The sequence below is a fragment of the Shinella sp. WSD5-1 genome, assembly GCF_963942435.1.
Lineage (GTDB): Bacteria > Pseudomonadota > Alphaproteobacteria > Rhizobiales > Rhizobiaceae > Shinella > Shinella yambaruensis.
Genome location: NZ_OZ012607.1, coordinates 101,492 through 122,948, shown reverse-complemented (window position 1 = coordinate 122,948; position 21,457 = coordinate 101,492). Strand labels below are relative to the sequence as shown.

At 61.4% G+C, this 21,457-nt stretch carries 19 protein-coding genes; 15 read left to right on the top strand and 4 right to left on the bottom strand.

All coding sequences use genetic code 11. The features are described 5' to 3' along the window. Positions 1-9: 9 nt before the first annotated feature. Positions 10-1,032 (bottom strand): transporter substrate-binding domain-containing protein, encoded by a 1,023-nt coding sequence (locus AABQ55_RS37460; protein WP_064334802.1) that lies wholly within the window; start codon positions 1,030-1,032, stop codon positions 10-12. Next, the gene (metC, locus tag AABQ55_RS37455; RefSeq protein WP_242224967.1) at positions 1,029-2,255 is read right to left on the bottom strand and encodes a cystathionine beta-lyase; all 1,227 of its coding nucleotides are present in this window, start codon (positions 2,253-2,255) and stop codon (positions 1,029-1,031) included. Before metC ends, AABQ55_RS37460 begins: the two co-directional genes overlap by 4 nt. Before the next feature lie 86 nt (positions 2,256-2,341). Here metC and AABQ55_RS37450 point away from each other — a divergent pair, with 86 nt between their 5' ends. The 5 genes from AABQ55_RS37450 (at position 2,342) to AABQ55_RS37430 (ending at position 7,067) form a co-directional block, all read left to right on the top strand. After that, a complete protein-coding gene (locus AABQ55_RS37450; RefSeq protein ID WP_064334800.1) occupies positions 2,342-3,271 on the top strand; it encodes a LysR substrate-binding domain-containing protein in 930 nt (309 codons plus the stop codon). A 232-nt stretch (positions 3,272-3,503) separates the two neighbouring features. Beyond that, positions 3,504-3,827 (top strand): hypothetical protein, encoded by a 324-nt coding sequence (locus tag AABQ55_RS37445; protein WP_064334799.1) that lies wholly within the window; start codon positions 3,504-3,506, stop codon positions 3,825-3,827. A gap of 96 nt (positions 3,828-3,923) precedes the next feature. Beyond that, positions 3,924-4,598, top strand: a complete 675-nt coding sequence (locus tag AABQ55_RS37440; RefSeq protein ID WP_338417073.1) for a L,D-transpeptidase — start codon at positions 3,924-3,926, stop codon at positions 4,596-4,598. An 11-nt stretch (positions 4,599-4,609) separates the two neighbouring features. Next, entirely contained in the window at positions 4,610-5,665 is a 1,056-nt protein-coding gene (locus AABQ55_RS37435) for a flavin-containing monooxygenase (RefSeq protein WP_272809696.1), read from the top strand. 214 nt (positions 5,666-5,879) lie between these two features. After that, positions 5,880-7,067: a DUF882 domain-containing protein gene (locus AABQ55_RS37430; protein ID WP_371328653.1), complete on the top strand. Its 1,188-nt coding sequence runs from the start codon at positions 5,880-5,882 to the stop codon at positions 7,065-7,067. 13 nt (positions 7,068-7,080) lie between these two features. Here the strand turns inward: AABQ55_RS37430 and AABQ55_RS37425 are convergent, their stop codons facing one another. After that, positions 7,081-8,010: a cation diffusion facilitator family transporter gene (locus AABQ55_RS37425; protein ID WP_064334797.1), complete on the bottom strand. Its 930-nt coding sequence runs from the start codon at positions 8,008-8,010 to the stop codon at positions 7,081-7,083. 184 nt (positions 8,011-8,194) lie between these two features. Between AABQ55_RS37425 and AABQ55_RS37420 the strand changes: the two genes are divergently transcribed. The 6 genes from AABQ55_RS37420 to AABQ55_RS37395 all read left to right on the top strand — a co-directional run bounded on the left by AABQ55_RS37420 (position 8,195) and on the right by AABQ55_RS37395 (position 15,640). Continuing rightward, positions 8,195-8,710 carry a copper chaperone PCu(A)C gene (locus tag AABQ55_RS37420; protein ID WP_064334796.1) on the top strand — a complete coding sequence of 172 codons (516 nt, stop codon included), beginning with the start codon at positions 8,195-8,197 and terminating at the stop codon, positions 8,708-8,710. Between the two features lie 93 nt (positions 8,711-8,803). Continuing rightward, positions 8,804-9,952, top strand: coding sequence for an FAD-dependent oxidoreductase (locus tag AABQ55_RS37415; RefSeq protein ID WP_242225031.1), 1,149 nt, complete (start codon positions 8,804-8,806; stop codon positions 9,950-9,952). Positions 9,953-10,532: 580 nt separating this feature from the next. After that, on the top strand, positions 10,533-11,948 hold the full coding sequence (locus AABQ55_RS37410; RefSeq protein ID WP_272809698.1) for an amidase: 1,416 nt from the start codon (positions 10,533-10,535) through the stop codon (positions 11,946-11,948). A gap of 372 nt (positions 11,949-12,320) precedes the next feature. Further along, positions 12,321-12,938 carry a helix-turn-helix transcriptional regulator gene (locus AABQ55_RS37405; protein WP_245337561.1) on the top strand — a complete coding sequence of 206 codons (618 nt, stop codon included), beginning with the start codon at positions 12,321-12,323 and terminating at the stop codon, positions 12,936-12,938. A gap of 211 nt (positions 12,939-13,149) precedes the next feature. Next, positions 13,150-14,223: a class I SAM-dependent methyltransferase gene (locus AABQ55_RS37400; protein ID WP_272809699.1), complete on the top strand. Its 1,074-nt coding sequence runs from the start codon at positions 13,150-13,152 to the stop codon at positions 14,221-14,223. 181 nt (positions 14,224-14,404) lie between these two features. After that, positions 14,405-15,640 (top strand): hypothetical protein, encoded by a 1,236-nt coding sequence (locus tag AABQ55_RS37395; RefSeq protein ID WP_242225029.1) that lies wholly within the window; start codon positions 14,405-14,407, stop codon positions 15,638-15,640. Between the two features lie 49 nt (positions 15,641-15,689). On the opposite strand, the gene AABQ55_RS37390 is transcribed toward AABQ55_RS37395, so the two are convergent. Further along, positions 15,690-15,917, bottom strand: coding sequence for a helix-turn-helix transcriptional regulator (locus tag AABQ55_RS37390; protein WP_242225027.1), 228 nt, complete (start codon positions 15,915-15,917; stop codon positions 15,690-15,692). Between the two features lie 373 nt (positions 15,918-16,290). Between AABQ55_RS37390 and AABQ55_RS37385 the strand changes: the two genes are divergently transcribed. Genes AABQ55_RS37385 through AABQ55_RS37370 form a run of 4 tightly spaced genes read left to right on the top strand, consistent with a single transcriptional unit; the run spans position 16,291 to position 21,383 of the window. Continuing rightward, complete coding sequence (locus AABQ55_RS37385; protein ID WP_242224961.1) at positions 16,291-17,883, top strand: ABC transporter substrate-binding protein; 1,593 nt, start codon at positions 16,291-16,293, stop codon at positions 17,881-17,883. An 11-nt stretch (positions 17,884-17,894) separates the two neighbouring features. Further along, positions 17,895-18,866: an ABC transporter permease gene (locus tag AABQ55_RS37380; protein WP_242224959.1), complete on the top strand. Its 972-nt coding sequence runs from the start codon at positions 17,895-17,897 to the stop codon at positions 18,864-18,866. Positions 18,867-18,877: 11 nt separating this feature from the next. After that, complete coding sequence (locus tag AABQ55_RS37375) at positions 18,878-19,759, top strand: ABC transporter permease (RefSeq protein WP_242224957.1); 882 nt, start codon at positions 18,878-18,880, stop codon at positions 19,757-19,759. Then, on the top strand, positions 19,749-21,383 hold the full coding sequence (locus tag AABQ55_RS37370; protein ID WP_242224956.1) for a dipeptide ABC transporter ATP-binding protein: 1,635 nt from the start codon (positions 19,749-19,751) through the stop codon (positions 21,381-21,383). The genes AABQ55_RS37375 and AABQ55_RS37370 overlap by 11 nt, the downstream gene beginning before the upstream one ends. The last annotated feature ends 74 nt before the right edge of the window (positions 21,384-21,457 follow it).

Genomic DNA, 21,457 nt, shown 5'->3' with positions numbered 1-21,457 from the left:
CCGGTTCGGTTACTTGAACGCAATCGGGAATAGGATGCCGCCATCGCGCGGGAGGGCGTTGAGACGGCGCTCGGCCTTGAGCGCGCTCTGTGCCCCAAGATTGCGGTCAAAGACTTCGCCGTAGTTTCCGACCTGCTTGATGACATTGTAGATCCAAGCGTCGTCCAAACCGAGCGGCTCGCCGATGCCGGGTTCGGCCCCCAGCGCCTTGCGCGTTTCTGCATCGCCGCTCGTCGTTTTGATTTCATCGACATTCTGCGAGGTGATGCCGCGATCTTCGGCCCAGACCATGGCGTTGAACGCATAGCGCACGATGTCCAACCAGCGGTCGTCACCACGGGGGATGGCTAGAGCGAGCGGCTCGGTGGTCGCGCCGCTATAGAAGATGGCATGCTCCTCCGGATTGCCAGCGACAGACGCACGCTGGCCGGCAATGGCGAAGCCGTCGCTCATATAGCCGTCGCAACGTCCGCCGAAATAGGCATCCCGCGCCAGGATGGTCGAATCGAAATAGACGCGTTGGACCTTGACGGCATTGTCCTGCTCGATCGTGTCGAGCGCGTTCTCGACCAGGCTGCCACCGCCCTGCAGGCAGATCGTCAACCCATCGAGGTCAGCCGCTTTCTGGACGTTCAACGCCTTGCTCAACATGATGGCGTCGCCGTCGACGAGGTTGATCGCCACGAAGCGGACCGCGGTGTCGCGTGTGTAGGTCCATGTCGTCGTCCGCGACAGGACATCGATCTCGCCCGTCTGAAGGGCAGGCAGGCGCTGGGCCGCGTTCAGTGGAACGAACCGTGCCTTTTTGCTGTCCGCGAACACCGCGGCGGCAACGGCTCGGCAACTGTCGACGTCGAAACCGGTCCACTCTCCCTTTTCGTCGGGGCGTGACAGGCCGGGCACCCCCTGGCTGGCGCCGCAGCTCACATATCCCCGTTCCCGGACCTTGTCGACGATGGATTGGGCGTGAACCGGCTCGCCGGAAAGTATAGCAGCAGCGATGGCGCTGGTCAGCAGAATTGCGTACTTCATCGTTCTCTTCCTCTTGTTGTGATTGTTCCCTCTTCATCAATCCAGTGCTCGTGCACCACATCCGCGACCAAGGCATTCAGGGCCGCCTCGATATCCGCCTGCAGGTCCTCGACCGGCTCTAGACCGACCGAGAAACGGACGATCCTGTTGCTGCCCGGAACAGGCAATGCCTGGTTCGCGGATACATCCAGTTGAGGCGTGACGATGCTTTGCGTGCTTCCCCAGCTTGCACCGATACGGAAGACCTTGAGCGAGTCCACGAAAGCGGAGACATTGGCTTGGAACGGTGGTGCCAGCCTCACCGAGAAAAGGCCGCTGGCACCCTGGAAATCACGCCGCCAGATCGAATGGCCCGGGTGGTTCGGCAGGGCAGGATGCAGCACATCGCCGATCTCTGAACGGCACTGGAGCCAGCGCGCGAGCGTCAAGGCGGATATCCCCTCCCGCTCCAACCGCAGCGGCATCGTCTGAAGCCCGCGCAGCGCGAGGCTGGCGTCATCGGCCGAGATGCCGAGACCCATGGTCCTGCCGGTGTCTTTCAGCCGCCGGTACAATCCTTCATCGCGTGTGACCAGGGCACCGAGCAGAAGATCCGCATGCCCACCCACATGTTTTGACAAGGCTTCCATGACAAGATCCGCACCGAGATCAAGCGGGTTGCAGTTTAGCGCAGACGCCCATGTGTTGTCGGCGAGCACGCAGGCTCCGGCCGCACGGGCGGCGCCTGCGATCGCCGGTATGTCCTGTATCTCGATAGTGTTGGAACCGGGCGATTCCACCACGATCACCCGCGTGCGCTCGTCGATCAGGCGAGCGACGCCTGCTCCGGCGGCTGGCTCGTAGAGAACCGTTTCGACACCGAACCGTGAAAGCGTGTCATGGCAGAAGCTGCGTGTCGAACCATATGCGGCGGATGTGACGAGAACGCGGTCGCCTGCTTTCAAAAGGGAGGTCAATGCGAGCGCGGTCGCCGATTGGCCCGACGGCAGGCAAAGGCAGTGGTCCGCGTCGTACAACTCGGCGAGCCGTGCCTCAAGCGTACGGGTCGTCGGCGTGCCGTACAGGCCATAGGTATAACCGTCATAGAACCGGTCGTAGCGGCGCTCGAACGCGTCGGAAGACGGAAAGACGATGGTGGAGGCACGCGTGACCGGCGCGGAAAGGCTCCTGAACCCTTCATCGCTTATCGGTCCGGCATGCAGCAGTTTGGTTTCTCGGTTCACGGCTAAACTCCCTGAACGAGATATAGCGTATCGCCACTATGTGCGATAATGTCTCAGCCATAGGCACTTTATGCGCGGATGTTATAATGCACCTGGGAGAACTCGAGGCCTTCGACGCGGTGATGCGTATGGGAAGCACATCGCGAGCCGCTGAGTTCCTGGGCATCAGCCAGCCGGCCGTCAGCCGGGCGGTTGCCCGCCTTGCCCGCTCGACGCGACTGACCCTATTCCGCCAGGTCGGCGGCAGGCTCGTACCAACGCCAGAGGCAATTGCCTTGCACGAGGAGGTCGAGCGGGCTTTCATCGGGATGGACCAGCTGCGCGCGCGTGCGGCGATGATCCGGGAGTTCGGCGCCAGCGGACTCCGCCTGGCATGTTACCCTGCGCTCGGGCTTTCGTTCGCGCCGAAGGCTATCCAACGCTATCGCAGCAGGGACCGAACCGGCCATGTCACACTTCTGATTGCCGGCTCGAATGCCGTGCGCGATATGGTCGCTTCCGGCCAGGCGGATGTCGGTCTTACCGCCGACGAAATCGACACGTCTCGCGTCTCCGTGCAACCCTTCATGTCCGCGCCGGCCGTTTGCGTCATGGCGGCCAGTCATCGGCTGGCAGGAAGGGAAAACGTAACGCCCGCGGACTTGGAGGGCGAACCGTTCATCGCGCTGTCTCCGGACGACACGGTGCGCAGACGGATTGAACGGACCCTTGAAGAGGCGCAACTGCAAACCCGCACTGTCGTCGAAACGCAATATTCCGAGGTCGTCTGCAATCTGGCCCTGGAGGGCGTCGGAATCGGCATCGCCAATGCAATGACCTACAAGGCCAGCCAGTTTGAGAGCCGTGGCCTTGTCGCTCGCCCCTTCATCCCTGCGATCCCGTTCCGCGCCCTCATCCTCACGAGCAAGGATCGACTTAAATCCACAAGGGCCGAGACGCTTATTGCCGCGCTGCACGACGCCCGCAACGACATCGGCATCAAGGTCGGCACTATCGAGACAGCGGTCAGTATGTAGAACCTTTGCCGAGTGCGACCCGCCGCAAAACGCCGAACGCGGGATGCCATCGTGATTGGCACCTGCCGATGTCATGACATCAAACGCGCGGGATCAAAATCACTTGCGATTTCAACGGGTCGTGCGCGAAGGCAGGAATTTCGCCTCCACGCTGCACACACCGGTAATCGCCTGTTAAGCATAATGCCGTGAGATAGGTCTTCGAAAATGCAGCGATCCGGGCATTACGCACATGCACCGCGCCCTCATGAAGTTGATCATTGTCTTCCTTATGTCGCTCGTCGTCGGAGCAAGCACCGCGGCGTCGGTGGCGGCGCGCAGCCACGCGCTGTCCGACCCGTTACAGAGCAGCGTGAGCCTTTTGGCGATAGACACTGATGATTCAGAGCTTGACCATCCGGCGAGCCTAGAGACCTGTCACGAAGCCTGCAGCTGGCTGGTCGCGTGGTTCTGGCCGGTGGCCGCACCGGTCCGCCGGATTCGCCCCAATCAAGCTTTCGACACGCAATCGTCAGTTCCAGCCCGGCTGATTCTGCCTCCCCCTCGCTCGGCTTGAACCAACCGGGGACGCACGCGTGCGCGATGCGGTCTCCGGTGACGCGACCGCGGCATACGCTCGGCCGCTCACCCACCATTCCCATTTCAAAGCCGATTGCAGACCGCCAAGCGACCCCTGCCCGTGCCAAGGAACACTTCCATGAGACGACTTTCAAACCACGATACCGAACAATCCCCAACAGCGGAGCGGCCGGCTTCCCCGGTTCTGGATCGACGGACCTTCGGCCTTGCCGCCGTCGCTCTCCTTGCCTCACCCGCGCTCGCCTTCGCGCAAGGCAGGAAACGCACGATCGACATCGATGAGAGATTTCTGCCGCAACTGGTGACATCTCCCTATCCGGAGACGGCCGGTACCATCATCGTCGTACCGAGGGATCGCTTTCTCTATCTCATCGAAGAAGGGGGCCTTGCCCGCCGCTATGGCGTAGGTGTCGGGCGCGCGGGCCTGGCGTTCTCCGGCACGGCGACTGTCGGCCGGAAGGCGAAATGGCCAAGCTGGCGCCCGACCGACAACATGATACGGCGTGATCCGAAGAAATATGCACGCTATGCCGACGGCGTTCCCGGCGGGCCGAAGAACCCGCTGGGCTCGAGGGCTCTCTATTTGTTTCGAGACGGCAGAGACACCCTCTATCGCATCCATGGCACGACCGAGCCCTGGACGATCGGCAAGGCGGTTTCGAATGGTTGCATACGGATGGTCAACGGTCACGTCGAAGACCTCTATGAGCGCGTCCCGGTAGGAACACGCGTCGTGGTGGTTTCGTGACGGCGCGGCAGGTGCTTGTCATCGGAGCCGGCCAGGCTGGCCTTGCCGCAGGGTACTACCTGCGCAGGGCCGGTCTGCCTTTCCTGATCGTCGACGCCCATCCGCGCGTCGGCGACAGCTGGCGCAGCCGCTACGCTTCGCTGACCCTGTTCACTCCACGCCAGTTCAGCGCCCTTCCAGGCCTGCCCCTTGCCGGCAACCGGGAGCAATATCCGAGCCGCGACGAGTTTGCTGTCTACCTGGAAGACTACGCCGCGCGTTTCAGCCTGCCGGTGCGATCGGGAACACGGGTCGCGCGCTTGTCGCGTGCGAACCGGGTCTTCCTCGCAGAAACGGACTCGGGCGAGAAAATCGAAGCGAGTGAAGTGATTGTCGCGACCGGGGGTTTTCAGAAACCGATAGTCCCGTCCATCTCTAGCGGCTTCGGATCTGAGGTGCTGCAGTTGACGCCGCAAACCTATCAGAACCCTGCGGGTGTGCCCGATGGACCGGTCCTCGTCGTTGGAGACGGCGCAAGCGGTCGTGACATCGCACTTGAATGCCGGACCCTGCAACCTGTGATGCTTTCCCACGGCAAGCCTCGAAAACTGTTCCCCGAAGGGCTGTTCGGGAAGTCGATCTGGTGGTGGCTCCGCTTGCTCGGCATTCTGAACGCCTCGCCGGAGTCATGGATCGGCCGCAAGGTGCGCGCTGCCGATGCCTTTCCCGACCGAGGGCAAGACGACAAACACCTGGCGCAGGCAGGTGTTCGGCTTGTGCCACGCCTTGTCGCCGCCTCAGGCGAGACGGCCACGTTTTCCGACGGCAGCTCCGCCACCGTGCGAACGGTAATCTGGGCGACCGGCTATCGCGATGAGACGGGTTGGGTGGAGATTCCGTCGGCCGTAGGACCGGATCGTGCGTTCTCGCACACCAACGGCGTTTCCGCTGTGCCTGGGCTCTACTTCGTGGGCCGGCCGTGGCAACGAAACAGGGCATCCGCTCTCGTCATGGGTGCCGGGCCGGATGCCGAGCGCATCGTCGAGGAGATTGTCCGCCGGCAACACCGTCAAGGGGCCAAGCGATGACCACCAGGCATCAACGGCTTCTTAAATCTTTGTTGACCATAATCCTCGCCAGCAATCTGCGGCGAGACGTCTCTGCCGCCCCGTGAAGTATCTCGTTTGGATCGGAACTGCTGTGTCTGAGTATCCTGTGACTGCGTTTCTGGCGCGCCTGTTCCACGCTGCTGCCGACAAGGGAATCGAGACGATTGCGCGCTGGGTTGCGCAAGCCTCCACCATCACGGCCGCCGCCGCCTCTGTCGTCGCACTGACCGCTGCCACGGCTGCCGCGGAAGATCGATCGCTGAAACTGTTCTTCACCCACACCGGCGAGCGGGCGACGATCACCTTCAAGCGCGACGGCAGGTTCGACCCGAAGGGTCTCGCGCAGGTCAACCGCTTCCTGCGCGACTGGCGCCGGAACGAACCTGCTCGCATGGACCCTCGCCTGCTCGACCTCGTCTGGGAAGTCTATCAGCGCAGCGGCGCGAAGGATTACATCCACATCGTCTCCGCCTACCGCTCCCCCGCCACCAACAATATGCTGCGCGGTCGTTCGCGCAGTTCGGGCGTCGCCAAGAACAGCCAGCACACGCTCGGCAAGGCGATGGACTTCTTCATCCCTGGCGTGAAGCTGGCAAAGCTCAGGGCCACCGCCATGCAAATGCAGGTTGGCGGCGTCGGCTACTATCCGAAATCGGGCTCGCCCTTCGTGCATCTCGATGTCGGCAATGTGCGCGCCTGGCCACGGATGTCGCGTCAAGAGCTTGTGCGCATCTTCCCGAACGGCAAGACACTGCACGTTCCCGCCGATGGTCGCCCCCTGCCCGGCTACAACGTGGCCATGGCGGACTACAAGCGACGCGTCGGCTCGAAATCGATCATGGCCGCGAGCTCCGCCGGCGCTGCACTGTCCGAAGATGACACCTCGCCGAACAGTCTCGTGACCGCGTTGCTGCCGACACGCAAAAGCCGCGCGGAAAAGGCGCTCGAGATGCAGGCCGCGGGCGAAATGACCGTCGAACAACCGGCGTTCTTCGACCTGGCGACCATCAGCGCTCCGCTCCCCACGTTTCGAGCAGCTGAAATCGAACGCGTTGTGAGTGTAAACACCTCCGCTTTCATTCCCTCCTCAACGTTCAAGGCCATGGGAGGCCTCGGCATCACGGGGCGGGTATTGCGCCAGCCCGCTGTCGCCGAATCCGGCCTTCTTGACCTTCACCAGGCAAGCGCATGGACGGTTTCCGACAAGGCGATGCTCGATTGGGCGCTTGCACCGGCCGAGGCGCTTCAACGGCTGACGCTTCCGGCTAGCCTGCGGCGTGCCGTCGCAAGCGTCGACGATACGCGACGCGGTTCGCAAACAACACGGGCACTTGATGCGTCGAGCACCTTCAACCTAGACCGCTTCGGATCAGACGGCTGATTGAAGGGCACGATCACGCGTGCCGGGCGAGAAGCGCGCCCCGCGGGTCCACCTGGACCGTGACATGATCGATGCCGTGCCCTTCCTTGAGAAAGGACGCGACGACCGACGGCAGGGTCAATGGGTCGATCCCCTCCTTAGGGCTGACGTGGACGGTCGCGACGATGCTTTCGTCCGTCAAGGTCCATGCATGGAAGTGGCCCGCCTCGGCGATGCCCGGCAGATTCAGCAGGCCCGCTTCGATTTCATGGGCAACAATGCCTTTCGGCGTGGCCTGCAGGAGCACGCGGATGGAATCGGAAACCAACCCCCAGGCCGAGCGGATGACGAGGCCGGCGACCAGCACCGAGAGAAATGGGTCAAGGATGCTCCATCCGGTGAGCATGATGCCGATGGCCGCAGCAATGGCGCCGACCGATCCGAGAAGGTCGCCGACGACGTGAAGGAGCGCGCCGCGCAGGTTGCTGTCACCGCTGTCGCCGGACCACAGCGCATAGGCGCCGATAAGGTTCACGACGAGACCGATGGTCGCGACAACGAGCATCGGACCGGCGAGGATCTCCGCGGGCTGGTTGATGCGCTGCACGGCTTCCCAGGCGATCCATGCGACAAGCAGCAGCAGGGTCGCGCCATTGGCGAGAGCAGCCAGGACCCGGACACGGTGAAAGCCGTAGGTCCGCTGCGCATCTATCGGCCAGCGCGCCACACGATAGGCCACCAGCGCAAGCAGCAAGGCTGCCGAATCCGAGACCATGTGTCCGGCGTCCGCGATCAGCGCAAGAGAACCTGCAAGCCAGCCACCAATTGCCTGCACCAGCGCATAACCGGCGGTCAGGATGAACACGAGCCTGATCCGGCGCTCGTTCGATTGCGTCACCTCGGCTCCGTGTTGGTGGTCGTGATCTCCATCGGAATGCGCATGCCCCGGCTCGCTGCTCATCATCTTGCGCCCTCGCTACCAGCTTTATCGCGACTGCTTGGAAACTGGTGCGGTAGCGGGCGAACGTCAATCATCCATGTAGATGGTCCGGTGTCCATATGCCGCATTTGTGAAGGACAGTGCGTCATTATTCCGGCGAGAATTCTGGTAAGACAACATCCGGATCAAAAGTCGGAGAACCTGGGCCATGCGCATGATCGCCTGCGCTGCGACAATGTTTGCAACCACGCTGCCGGCTTTCGCCGCCGGCGCTTCGGACGATTTGTCTCTCCATGATAATCCGCCTCGCGCCTTGCTGGTCGAGCACGCCGAACTCCTCGTTGTGGATCAACAAAGCGGTCAGACCAAGGGGTTCCTCACGATCTGGAACGGGACGGACGGCGAGATGCGTCTGTCGTCTGTCGCAAGCGAGACCTTTCGATCGGTTTCGACGCTGTCGTCACAACCCGCCGATGATGTTTCCGAGCAGCGCCGCTTCGAGGATTTCGTTCCGATCCCCGCTCATGCCGAGTTGAGAATGCAGCCAAATGGCATTCGGCTCCTTCTTGGGGATCCAGTCTCCGACATGACGGGGCGCCAGGCCGACCGCTTGACGCTGACCTTCGACGACGGCACGAAACTGGAGGTGATCGCCAAGATCGTCAGCTCCCGTGGCGAACTCGTCAGGCACCATCACGGTCAGGTCGAAGCCGATCCGGGTTGAATCGTCTTGTTGGCGGCAGCAGAGTCGAGAAGGAGCAAACACCCGTTGAGCCAACAGAGTTGCTGCATTGTCGGCGCCGGCCCTGCCGGTCTCATGCTGGGGCTGCTTCTGGCGCGCGCCGGCGTTCCCGTGACGGTGATCGAAAAGCATGACGATTTCCTCCGGGATTTCCGTGGCGACACCATCCATCCCTCGACCCTCGAGGTCATGGCCGAACTCGGGCTGCTCGACGAATTCCTTGCCCTGCCGCATCAGCAGGCCCCCGCCCTCTACGCCGAGATCGACGGCCGGACGGCAAAGATCGCCGATTTCTCCCGGCTGCCGACCCGCTGCAAGTTCATTGCCTTCATGCCGCAGTGGGATTTTCTCGACTTCCTCGCCCGCAAGGCCGCCGCCTATCCCGGCTTTTGCCTTCTCATGGGTTGCCAGGTCATGGGCCTCGTGGAAGAGCACGGTGCGGTGCAGGGTGTCCGGATCATCGAGAAGGGGAACGAGAAGACGATCCGCGCGTCGTTGACCGTCGGTGCCGATGGACGGGAATCGATCGTCCGGCGCGAGGCCGGCCTTGAGATCGAGGACCTCGGCTCGAATGTCGATGTGCTGTGGATGCGGGTTTCCCGCCGGCCGGACGATCCGGCGATGCCGACGGGCCATGCCGGCCCTTCCCAAGGGCTCGTCATGATCGACCGCGGCGACTACTGGCAGATCGGCTTCGTCATCGGCAAGGGACGCTCCGAAGACGTGAAAGGCGACGGGCTTTCGGAACTGCGGAAACGGCTGGCGGCTGTTGCGCCCCTCCCCCTCGAACGGTTCGAGGAGATCGCCGGCTGGCCGGACGTTCACCTGCTGCGGGTTCGCATGGACCGCGCGAGGCGCTGGTGGAAGCCGGGCCTGCTCTGCATCGGCGATGCCGCCCACGCGATGTCGCCGATCGGCGGCGTCGGGGTCAACCTCGCGGTGCAGGACGCCGTCGCCGCCGCAAACATCCTTGCCGGGCCGCTGAAGGACGGGACGTGCTCCTCTGGGCATCTTGCCGCGGTTCAGAAGCGTCGCGCATTCCCGACGAAGGCGACGCAGAAGGTCCAGCTGATGATGCGTCGCAAGCGCGGTCCCGCGGCCGACGCGTCCCAGCCAAAACGGCCGCCGGCCTTCCTGCGGTTCATCGCACGCTCCCGGGTCCTGCCGCATCTGACGGGACGGCTGATCGGGATCGGGTTTCGTCCCGAACATATTCGCAGCTGAGCGCAATCAACGATCATCGACTCCGATGACATCGGCTAGATTGAATTTCGGCGTCGACCGCCCGTCCCGAGGTCTCTTAGGCCGCGCACACTTCTCCCAGATTGGTCGGGTTCATCGATGCACGAGAGCGCGTCGAGAGCACACAAGTTTTGCACGAAACGCGCGTCAGGGTGTCTTGTCCCACAGTGTTCATCATCAAAGCTTGGCGCGACTAGCGTCCAATGAGAAGCCGGCTAGAACAACTCCATCGGGTTCCAGACCGCCAGGACGCCGATCACACTGAACACCACTGAGATGCCCACCAACGCGAAAAGTACGGCAAAAATAAATCTTCTCAGCACAACACCCAAGAACCGAATTGCGATTATGGTAGGCTTGGCGATCAAGCCAACAAGCTTCATTATCTACTCTAAGGATGGCGGCGTGACCACCTCCGCCTTCACATGGCGAACCTGTTTTCTCACCCAGATATCGGCTGGCACTCCCATATCTCCCCGCTCGAACGTGAGTTCACCTAGTCAAGATGACCCGGCATATCTTTCCGTCTATCCACGGAGAACAGAGGACTCAAGCTTCCAAAATGACAAGCGACCCAGCAGAACTGACAGCTGCGGAGTTATCGAGACAGTTCTCGTCGGGAGAGCTGTCATCCGCAGAGGCTGTAGATGCGTTTCTTTCTCGGATCGCATCGCTGGATGGAAAGTTGCACGCGTTCGTAGATGTTTATGGAGATGAGGCGCGAAAGGTAGCTGCTTCTGCTGATCGCGCCATTCGTCAGGGGCGTGCGATAGGCCCATGGCACGGCGTGCCTATCGCGTTAAAGGATTTAATCGAGATCGAAGGAAGGATCACAACGGGAGGTTCTGCTGAGTGGCGGAACAGACGTTCAGACCGAACGGCGACCATTGCACGCCGCCTTCTAAACAGAGGCATGATCTTCCTTGGCAAGACCCAAACGGTGGAGTTTGCAATGGGTGGCTGGGGCACAAACCAGCACATGGGTACGCCTTGGAATCCTTGGGATCAAGCGACAGCAAGAACGCCGGGGGGATCGAGTAGCGGTTCCGGTGTCGCGGTTGCGGCGCGTATGTCGCCTTGGGCGATTGGAACCGACACGGGCGGCTCGGTCAGGCTTCCAGCGGCATTCTGTGGCATCACGGGTTTGAAGGTGACGTCTGGGCGCATCAGCTCGTATGGAGTTATGCCGCTGAGCCCGACGCTCGACACAGCGGGACCAATGGCCCGGACTGCTGAGGACACCGCCCTGCTGTACTCCCTTCTCGAGGGGATCGACCCGCTTGATCGTGCAACGTGGGGCACCCCTAGAAGCGATGTGCTGGCTGGCCTCAAGGGAGGGGTTGAGGGTCTTCGGCTTGCCCGCATAGATCGAGATGAAAGAGAGGGCGTCGACGAAGAGGTTCTCGCTGCATACGATGCATCGTTGGAGTGCCTTGCGAAGCTTGGCGCCGATATCATCGACCTACCGTTGCCATTCCGATTCAACGCCTGCTTTTCCCCTCAAGCTGCAATCACAAAAGCCGAGGCATATGCGTTGTTCGGTCATCTTGCAAATGACCCAACCACAGCGCTCGGTGACCTTGTTCGTGAACGAATCCTGTCGGGGCGAAATCTCTCTGCCCAGGACTATCTCGTGGCAATGTGTCAACGAGAAAAACTGGGGCAGGAAATGCAAGCAGCGATGATTGACGTGGACGCGCTTTTGACGCCGACGACCGAGACGCCGGCACGCACACTTCACGACCTTGACGAATCCTACGCAGCGTCACGGTTCACCAAGTTTGTGAATACGTTCGATATGTGCGCGTTAGCAGTTCCGAACGGATACACCCGTAATGGACTTCCGACATCGCTACAAATCGTCTGCAAGAGCTTTGCCGAAGATCTGGCCCTCAGAATCGGCCATGCATTCCAGTTGGTGACGGGTTGGCACCATAAGGCGCCCATGGTCGACACAGTTCGGGCGCGATCTACCTAGGACAAAGGGAACGCTGCTCGTCTCGACGGCGCCAGCAGCACTGACATCTCTCGCGGGATCTTGGCCCCAGGTGGGCTCGCCGCGGCGAAAAGCCACACGCCCGTTTCCGCACGGCCGGGCGCTGCTGGATCACTTGGACTGATCACTCAACTCATCTTTTTGGCAGTTTCAGGAACATGAGACCGCCGGTAAGAAGAAGGCTTGATCGTATTCAGGCGGCCCAGGCGCGGCTAGGACGAAGAGGAGTGCGCATTTCGAATGGATGATCGCTCGTACCTATCGCTCACGCTCGGAGAGCTACAGACCCTGTCGGAACCTGGCGAGCTATCCGGTGCACTCCATGCGGTCAGAACTCGCTATGGTTTGTCGCACATGACATTCCTTGTCGTCCGGAGAGGCGCTGGCCCGTCGGCGGCTCCCTACTACTGCAGCACCTATCCAGAGGAATGGATCGCGACCTATTTCGCCAACGACTACCTTGCAATAGATCCTGTTATCGATATTGCGCGCTGGGGACTGCTCCCGGTGGACTGGTCGACGCTCGACCAAAGAGCCTCACGGGTCCGCCGGCTGTTCGACGAAGCTCGGGCCTATGGGATAGGCCCGAACGGCCTCACCGTCCCGATCCGTGGCGCAAACGGAGAGCGCTGCCTGTTTTCGGTTACTTCCGACTGGTCAGGTAGCGACTGGTTGGCCCTCTGCGCTGCAAACCTCCACGACCTGCATATTCTCTCCCACTACCTCCACGAGAAAGTGCTCACCCTCTCGGGGCTGCGCCGCCCCGTTCTTGTCCGAGAATTATCGAGGAGAGAACGCCAATGTCTCCAACTTCTTGCGTCCGGCAAGATCTATAAACAGATTGCCGTCATCCTGGGCATCTCGGAGAGTGCGGTTCACCTCTATATGCGGTCGGCCAGGCGGAAGCTAGGCGCCACGACTAGCTACCATGCCGTGGCCAAGGCGAGCTACTTGGAACTGGTCGACGTCTAGGCACATCGCAGCGTTTTAGGCCAATCATCACCTTGACGATCTTCTCGTCACTCTCTGGCAATCTGGCGATTTCGATAGATTGCGCCCCCCTCCTCTCGCCCCGAAGATTGTCGTTCCGCAACAGCATCGACCCTCGTGTAGCGAGCGGGCAAAGGCGGTTCAACTCTCGCCTGGTTGGTTCGCGTCGGCGGTCGATCAATGGGAGGCGATGATGACGGTGGATCCGGAAACAATAGAGCGCTGGCGAAACGCCCCGCGGCTGACGTCCTTCGCCCCCTTCTTCGAAAGAACGGCCAGTGGTCGAGGTGGGGCGCCGGATCTTGCACAGCCACAGCCTGACTTGAGCCTGATGGATTTCGATCTCGACTGCGCTGTCTTTGCGGACACGCATACGCGCTTGTTCGGAATTTTCGACCAGCACTATTACGCCAGCATTCCTTACCGGCTCGAAGAAGAATGCCGTCTCGGGGCGGCTGTCCTTTCGTTCGCACTGCAGAACTGGGCTCGAGCCATGATGCCCACGACGATCTATACGCTCGGCACTGGCACAGGTTGCCTTGCACGAAGCCTTGCGGCGCTTGGCGGAGGGCGCATCAAGACGCTCTGTTGCAGTCCAACGCCCGCCAACCGCGAAGCTTTTCTCGCGAGACGGGGAAGCGAGCACGCACATTTCTTTCTCGGGCCGTTTTTCGAACTCGATGACGATCGCTACGCGAGCGATTCAGATCTCTCCCCCTTCCGGGACGGCTTTGATGTCTTGTTCGAAGATACAACCTTTCAGATGTACGATCAGGATCGCGTAAAGCAGCTCGAGTTCGTCGTCCCTCATATCCGGCAGGGCGGCGTCCTGGTGCAAGTGCAGAAACTCGCCCATGAAGATGATGCCGTATACGCTGAGCGGGAGCGCCAAAAGGATGAGCTGTTCAAGGCCCGATATTTTTCGCAGGAGCATATCTCCGAAAAGAAGGCCGAGATTCTGAACACCATGACGGCCTGTCAGGTGGACCTCTCGACCACGACTGCGGCGCTCAGGGCGTTCTTCCGCTATTCCGTGGTGACCTGGAACAGCGGCAATTTCTACATGATCGCTTCCTCCAACTCGCGGGCCTCGTTGTTGGAACTCATCTCGCTGATGCTGAAACCGGCTATGCCGCCTGCGTTCTGCTACGAGCCTCTTCCTCTCGTTGTGATCGACACGGAATCCGATCCGCTCGGCCCGGAACTCTCTTGGCGTAGTGCCACCGCGACGGCGGCTGTCGCTCCGAGACGGTCGTTGAGTTCTTGAGATGGATTCTGAGGTATCGGCTGATCTCAAGGAGCATTGCAGCGTAGCCGATGTACGCCGCTGTCTCTCCTACCTGCTGCCACATCTGGACGCCTTCTGGGCGCAGCCGCTGGCTACCTACGCCACGGCCCTTTACGATGTCGAGCCGTTCTCTTGCGGAGATGAGGTGCGCGTGCATGCCATGGATCGGCTGCGCGTCTGCGTCGAGCGGGCTGCGCGCCGGTCAGGATATGGCGAAGAAGATGCCCTCAGCGCAAGCGCCGAAGTCCTTTCCGCGCCGGTCATGCAGACCGGGCCGCATGCAATGCTGCTGATCGAGCCGGACGCATTCTATACGCATATGTTCAGCCTGCTCGGCCTCATGTCGCATGGCCGGCAATGGCACATCACCTACTCGGTCTCGACGTCGGCTTTCAAGGAAAGCGCGAAGAAGGGACCGGGGTGGCTGAGGGTAGGCGGAGAAACCCTCAATGTTTTCGGCCTCCCACGCAAGCGCCTGATCGGAAGCAGCATCGGGTGCCTAAATGGCCCCTACCGCTACGCTTTTTCGAATTCGAGGCACGAGGTCGCGCCGAATGCGTCGGCCGCGCGCCTGTTGGCCGAACTCCCTGCCGCAGGATTTCCATCGGGCGCCGAGGCCATCAAAATGGGAAATCAGGCTCTTTGGCACGGAAAGCTCGCGGCGCCGGCGAAACTGCTGCAGCTTGACGATTTCGATATGGCCGACCTGATCGCGGATCATCTCGATGATACGAAATCATGGCTGTCGGCGCACTTCTTCGATGGAGTGATGGCCGCGCTGTCGATCCTGGAAGAGACCGACCGCCTGAACGCTGGTCCATGGGCGGGCTGGGTTCGCCGCACCACCGATCTCTTCTGGGGCCTCGAGAAAAACAGGGTGGTCCCGTTGCATCTGGAGGGCGGCGCACTCAAGTCCATGCGGTCACCGAGCTTCGAGGTGAACCTCACTCCGAAACGACTAGCCGCTGCGCTTCGCGAGCGTGCAATCCTGCCCGGGATGTTCATGACCTATCTGGTGGTTTCGACCCTTCCAGGCGTCAGAGCTCTCGGTGGGTGCCGGCAGACAGTGTATCTTCCGCTTATGCGGTATCTGGCCTCTATAGGCGTCCGGCTTTCAGGTGCCGCGGGACTGCTCGCTGCACTTGAGAGGGACAAGCTGCCGGGCGTATGGGGACATCGCGTTCTAAAGCCTGCCGATACTGATCCTTTTCAGGAAATCGAAGCTGCGGGCGGAATCTCCCCTCTCCTTTCGACGTACGCGAACCTGACGCTGGAGCAGGCCAGCGGCGACCTAGCGAGCTTCACAACCGATCCCATCTGGGCCGAGATGTCCGCGCATATCGATGATGGCACAATCAAGCGCATCTCAAGCGAGTGGCTGTGGTCAGGACCGTAACGCGACACGGCATCCCGGCCTTTGGGTACTGCGTGATGGCAATTAAAGCTCAGGACGGGTTTCGGAAGCGAACGCCCACACCACCGCCGTCCGCGGGAATGAACTCTATTCCTGCGTCCTCAAGTACCGCTTGAATCCGTGCGAGCGTCGTTTCGCGCAACTCCTCCCCGCGCTCGAGCCGAACTACGGTTTGCGTTGAGACCCCTGCTGCCTTGGCAAGGTCGACAACTCCCCAGCCCAATGCTGTGCGGGCCAATCTGCACTGAATTGGCTTCATATCACCATACGATGGTGATTTATGTTGCATGTCATGGGCTCTTCCTGTAGGTCTTATCATGCAAGCGGCCAGATGGCGTGTTGGAGCACGCAATCTGACCTGACCATAATCAAGCTGGTAGGAGCTCGGATCATGGCTGATTCTGAGATTAGCAGAACTTTGCCTGCAATCATCCATGGAAACCTCCTCTCCACAAATGTCCGCATCTTCATGCAGCCGCTGCAGATAAGAAGCCGGATCTAAAGCTATCACAACCTCGCCCACCTGCCCTTTGCGACGACTGAATTCGTTCAACGGGAGCGGAAACGCGTGTGGTGAAGAAGCCCTTCATCTCGGCAGGCCGGGCGCAAAAAACCAAGGAGGGACCATCGCAATGCCATTTCTGCATCAATTCCGCTCGACAGTGTTTGCCGCGGCACTCGCCGCGACCGTATCGGCGGGCTTTCTCGAGAGCGCCGCCATGGCGGAAGATCTGCGCATCGGGACGCAGTTCAAGCTGATGACACTCGATCCGCACTATGCCGATCTCGGCGAGAACAATTCCCTCCTTTCCCATATCTACGAGCGTCTCGTGACCCAGGACGCACAGATGAACCCTGTGCCGCGGCTCGCGACATCCTGGAAGCGCCTCTCGGAAACGCAGTGGGAGTTCAAGCTGCGCGAAGGCGTCAAGTTCCACGACGGCTCGCCTTTCACGGCCCAGGACGTGATCTACTCGATCGAGCGCATCCGGGACTTCCTCAAGCCGCCGAGCGGCGGCTATCAGTCGTATACGCAGGCAATCAAGTCGGTATCGGCGCCGGACCCCTTGACCGTCGTCATCGAGACGACGAGTGACATTCCCACCCTGCCGCTTCTGATGACCCCGATCTTCATCATGCCTCACAAGGCGGATGGCTTCGCAACGACCGAGGATCTCAATGCCGGCGCGCGGCCGGTCGGGACGGGCCCTTACAAGTTCAAGAGCTGGCAATCAGGTGAAACGCTCAACCTGGAGCGGAACGACGCCTACTGGGGCGGAACGCCGGCCTGGACGAACGTCACCTTCCGCGTCATCGAAAGCCCTGCCGCACGCGTGGCAGCATTGGCGACCGGCGACGTCGACGTTGCGGACTCCATCCCGGCACGCGACGTCGAGGGCCTCGAACAGCGCGGCGTGAAGGTGGAAAGCGCCGCTGCCGCCCGTTCGAACTTCCTGCAGTTCGACACCGGCGGAGAGAAGCCGCCTGGGCTGACCGACAAGGCGGGTGGCGAGATCAAGAATCCCTTCCAGGACAAGCGTGTGCGGCAGGCCCTGACGCTGGCCACCGACCGCGCCTTCATCGCCGACAGGATCCTGCTCGGTTATGGCACCGCGGCCTCCCAGCTTTTCCCGACCGGCCTCGCCGGAACGTCGGCAAACCTGAAGGTGACGCCCCCGGACTATGAGAAGGCAAAGGCACTTCTCGCTGAAGCCGGTTATCCCGATGGCTTCAAGGTGGTGCTCGCCGGCCCGGCGGGCCGGTACCCCGGTGACGGCGAGTCCCTGCAGGCTATCGCGCAGAACTGGGCAAGGATCGGGGTAAGTGCTCAGCCCGAGGTGGCGCCGTTCTCGGTATTCGCCACCAAGCGGTCCAACGGCGACTATCCGGTCTGGTACGGCGGATGCTCCGGCGAGGCGGTGACCTTCTGCCTCGGAGCGCTCCTTGGCTCCTCCGACAACGAAGCGGGCACGGGATCGCTCAACTACGGTAAGTACCGGAACCCGGCATTCGACGAGATGCTGGCAAAGGCGATGGCCATGGATGAAGGCCCCGATCGGAATGCAGCGATCGCCGAAGCCACGGAGTTCGTCATGGCAGATTATCCGATGATCCCGCTCTACCATTTCCATCTGATCGTCGGACATGGCGAGAAGGTCGGCTCCTATGCCGTGCATCCGCGCGGCTGGACGACCGCGATGCAGGCCGTACCCTCGGGTAAGTGAGGGGGACTGCCATGATGACCACCATCGTTGGAAGGCTGTCACAAGCCTTCCTCCTCCTCCTCGTCATGTCGGTGATCGGCTTTGCCGGTATCCATAGCGTGGGCAATCCCGTCTTCAACATCGTCAACATCGAAACAGCCACCGCCGAGGACATCCGCAACGCGACGATTGCCCTCGGCCTCGATCAGCCGCTCTGGTGGCAGTATTTCCTGTTCATGGGCAACGTCGTCACCGGAAATTTCGGGACGTCCTATATCTACCATCTGCCGGCCTTTTCGCTTGTCATGAGCAAGCTGCCGGCAACGTTCGAACTCGCGTCGACGGCCATGCTGATTGCCGCACCGTGCGGCACTCTGCTCGGGCTTCTGGCCGGTCGGCGGCAAGGGGGATTGCTTGACCGCATCGTCCTGAACGCGAGCGTGTTTGCGCTTAGCATCCCTTCCTTCTGGCTGAGCATGATGCTCATCCTCCTCGGCGCACTCGCCATGGGCTGGTTTCCCTCAAGCGGCCGTGGTGAGACAGTCTCGCTGCTCGGCCGGGAGTGGAGTTTTCTCACCTTCGACGGTCTCAGCCATCTGGCGCTGCCTGCCCTCGCCCTTGCCATTCCGAAGATCGCGCTTATCGCGCGACTGGCGCGGGCGGGCACTATTGAGGTGGAAAGCCAGGATTTCATCCGGTTTTGCCGGGCAAAGGGCCTGTCAGCGCGGCGGGTCCTGTTCCGGCATACCCTGCCGAACATCAGCATTCCCATCGTGACCATCGTCGGCATGCAGTTCGGCGGGATGCTGGCCTTCGCGGTGGTGGTGGAAACGATCTTCGCCTGGCCCGGCGTCGGCAAGCTTCTGATCGACTCCATCCAGCTTCTCGATCGGCCGGTCGTGATGGCAACCCTAGCCTTCGTCGCCGTCGCCTTCGTCGGGCTGAACGCCCTCGTTGACCTCACCTATGCCGCGCTCGATCCGCGCGTGCGCCTTTCCGCTTGAAAGGGGAACTCATGAAGGCCGAAACACTTCGCACATTGTGGAAGTATCCGTGGCAACACCGCGTCAGCCTCTCATTGCTGCTGCTTGCCGCCTACGTTCTCCTGGCGCTCGCAGCACCGTTCATCGCGCCGCAAAACCCTTATGACCCGCTGCAGATCCAGGCGTGGGAAGCTTCGTCCCCACCAGGAACCGTCAGTGGCGTTGGCTACGCCTATCTGCTCGGAACGGACGGACTTGGGCGCGATATCGTCAGCACCATACTCTATGGCCTGCGCCTGAGTCTTCTCGTTGCGGTCACCAGCACGGCGATTGCCGCCTTCATCGGGCTGACGCTCGGTGTCAGCGCCGCTTACTTCGGCAAGTGGGCAGACGCCCTTATCATGCGCATCGTCGATCTCCAGCTAAGCCTGCCCACCATCCTGGTGGCCCTCATCGCGATCGTCACGCTCGGTCCCGGCGTCGACCGCATCATCCTTGCAATCGTCATCGTGCAATGGGCAACCTATGCCCGACTTGCGCGTGGGGTGGCGCTCAGCGAGATCGGCAAGCCGTATCTCGATGCGGCCCGGCTCCTGCGACTGCCGACCCATCGCATTCTCTTTCGTCACCTCCTTCCGAACAGCATCGCCCCGGCCATCACCCTGATCCCGATCGAACTCGGCCATGCCGTCGCGCTAGAAGCCACCCTCTCCTTTCTCGGACTCGGAGTGCCGATCGACAAGCCGTCGCTCGGCTCCACCGTCGCAAACGGCTTCCAGTACCTGCTGACCGGCCAATACTGGATCAGCCTTTTCCCGGGCCTTGCTCTGTTCGGTCTTATCGCAAGCATCAACTTCGTCGGCGAAGACCTGCGGCGCCGGCTGGATCCCAGGAGGCGTTCCCATGGCGCATGACAACACGCGTGATCCTTTGCTGATGGTCAGCAATCTCACCTTGAAACACCGCACTCCAGCCGGCGCCACGACGATCCTTCACGATGTCAGCATCAGCCTGCAACGCGGCGAAGTCCTTGGTCTGATCGGCGAGTCCGGCGCGGGAAAGTCGACGCTTGGCAACGCCATCCTTGGTCTTCTTGCCGCAGATTTCGAGCGAACGGCCGGCACCATCCTCTTCGATGGCAAGACGCTCGATGGAATGGACGAACACCAATGGGCCGAAATCAGGGGACGGCGGATATCCGCGATCTTCCAGGATCACACCGCATCGCTCGATCCGCTCATGGCCGTCGGCCCCCAGGTTGAAGAAGCTATCCTCGCCAACAATGACAAAACCCTGCGCAAGGAAGCGCGGGATATGGCCCTCGATTTGCTTGTTCGCGTCGGCATCCCGGATGCACGTGAACGGTATGACAACTACCCCCACCAGTTCTCAGGCGGACAGCGCCAGCGCATTGTGATCGCAATCGCGCTTGCCGGCGCACCCGATATCATCATCGCCGACGAACCGACCTCCGCCCTCGATGCGACGGTGCAAAAGCAAATCCTCGCGCTCCTGCGCGAACTCGTCGACGAGACCGGCGTATCGATCATCCTTGTCACTCACGATATGGGCGTTGTCTCCGATATAACCGATCGAGTGGTCGTCCTGCGCCACGGCAAGGTTGTGGAACACGGCGTCACGGCATCGGTACTGGACGCCCCACAGCGCACATACACCCGCAGCCTTCTCGCCGCCGTTCCCAGATTGCGGTTGTCGGACAATCCAGCGGAGCATGTCGCCGAGACCGATACGCAGCCCATCCTCGCCGCCCGGGGCGTCGCCAAGACCTTCTCCGGCGGATTTGCCTGGTTCAAGAGGAACGTCTGCAAATCGGCGTTGCGCGACGTCTCGGTGGTGCTGGAGCGCGGCGCAATTACCGGCATCGTCGGCGAAAGCGGCAGCGGCAAGAGCACGATCGGCCGGATCATCGCCGGGCTGGAGACCGCCAGCAGCGGCAATCTCGACATCGACGGCAGGCGGTTCGACATCTCCCGGCCCGGCTATCGGAGCGGTCTGCTCGGTGAGGTCCAGATGATCTTCCAGGATCCGGCGGTCTCGCTAAACCCACGCATGTCGATTGGAGAGACGCTGCGGGAAAGTGTCCGGTTCGGAAGCCGCCAATCGGGCGACCCGAGGCAGGATGTGGTCAATATGATGGATCGCCTCCAACTGGCCCATAACCTTCTCGGCCGATATCCGCACCAACTGTCGGGGGGACAGAAGCAGCGCATCTGCATCGCACGCGCCCTTCTCGCCGGCCCGCGGATCATCGTTGCCGATGAACCCACGTCAGCACTCGACGTATCCGTGCAAGCGGAGATTGTCGCGCTTCTCAAGGAGAATGTGGCGGAGCGAGGGATTTCGATGCTCTTCATCTCGCACGATCTGGCGCTTGTGCAGGCGCTTTGCAGTTCAATCTACATCTTCAAGGATGGCGAAGTGGAAGATGCCGGTCCCTCCGAGTTCATCTTCTCACGCTCGCAAAACCCGTACACACGCAGCCTGATTGACGCACGGCCAAAGCGTTTCACGCACTGACTTCGGCAATGCCGCGGAAAGTCGGGCATCCCCCAACTTCGTTCCATCCACCTGCACGCGGCGCCCATGCGCAG

What these genes read in the sequence shown, in the direction of transcription:
- AABQ55_RS37460 (WP_064334802.1), bottom strand. Translation starts at nt 1,032, where the DNA reads ATGAAGTACGCAATTCTGCTGACCAGCGCCATCGCTGCTGCTATACTT.
- AABQ55_RS37450 (WP_064334800.1), top strand. Translation starts at nt 2,342, where the DNA reads ATGCACCTGGGAGAACTCGAGGCCTTCGACGCGGTGATGCGTATGGGA.
- AABQ55_RS37445 (WP_064334799.1), top strand. Translation starts at nt 3,504, where the DNA reads ATGCACCGCGCCCTCATGAAGTTGATCATTGTCTTCCTTATGTCGCTC.
- AABQ55_RS37425 (WP_064334797.1), bottom strand. Translation starts at nt 8,010, where the DNA reads ATGATGAGCAGCGAGCCGGGGCATGCGCATTCCGATGGAGATCACGAC.
- AABQ55_RS37420 (WP_064334796.1), top strand. Translation starts at nt 8,195, where the DNA reads ATGCGCATGATCGCCTGCGCTGCGACAATGTTTGCAACCACGCTGCCG.
- AABQ55_RS37415 (WP_242225031.1), top strand. Translation starts at nt 8,804, where the DNA reads ATGCTGGGGCTGCTTCTGGCGCGCGCCGGCGTTCCCGTGACGGTGATC.
- AABQ55_RS37410 (WP_272809698.1), top strand. Translation starts at nt 10,533, where the DNA reads ATGACAAGCGACCCAGCAGAACTGACAGCTGCGGAGTTATCGAGACAG.
- AABQ55_RS37405 (WP_245337561.1), top strand. Translation starts at nt 12,321, where the DNA reads ATGACATTCCTTGTCGTCCGGAGAGGCGCTGGCCCGTCGGCGGCTCCC.
- AABQ55_RS37400 (WP_272809699.1), top strand. Translation starts at nt 13,150, where the DNA reads ATGACGGTGGATCCGGAAACAATAGAGCGCTGGCGAAACGCCCCGCGG.
- AABQ55_RS37395 (WP_242225029.1), top strand. Translation starts at nt 14,405, where the DNA reads ATGGATCGGCTGCGCGTCTGCGTCGAGCGGGCTGCGCGCCGGTCAGGA.
- AABQ55_RS37390 (WP_242225027.1), bottom strand. Translation starts at nt 15,917, where the DNA reads ATGAAGCCAATTCAGTGCAGATTGGCCCGCACAGCATTGGGCTGGGGA.
- AABQ55_RS37385 (WP_242224961.1), top strand. Translation starts at nt 16,291, where the DNA reads ATGCCATTTCTGCATCAATTCCGCTCGACAGTGTTTGCCGCGGCACTC.
- AABQ55_RS37380 (WP_242224959.1), top strand. Translation starts at nt 17,895, where the DNA reads ATGATGACCACCATCGTTGGAAGGCTGTCACAAGCCTTCCTCCTCCTC.
- AABQ55_RS37375 (WP_242224957.1), top strand. Translation starts at nt 18,878, where the DNA reads ATGAAGGCCGAAACACTTCGCACATTGTGGAAGTATCCGTGGCAACAC.
- AABQ55_RS37370 (WP_242224956.1), top strand. Translation starts at nt 19,749, where the DNA reads ATGGCGCATGACAACACGCGTGATCCTTTGCTGATGGTCAGCAATCTC.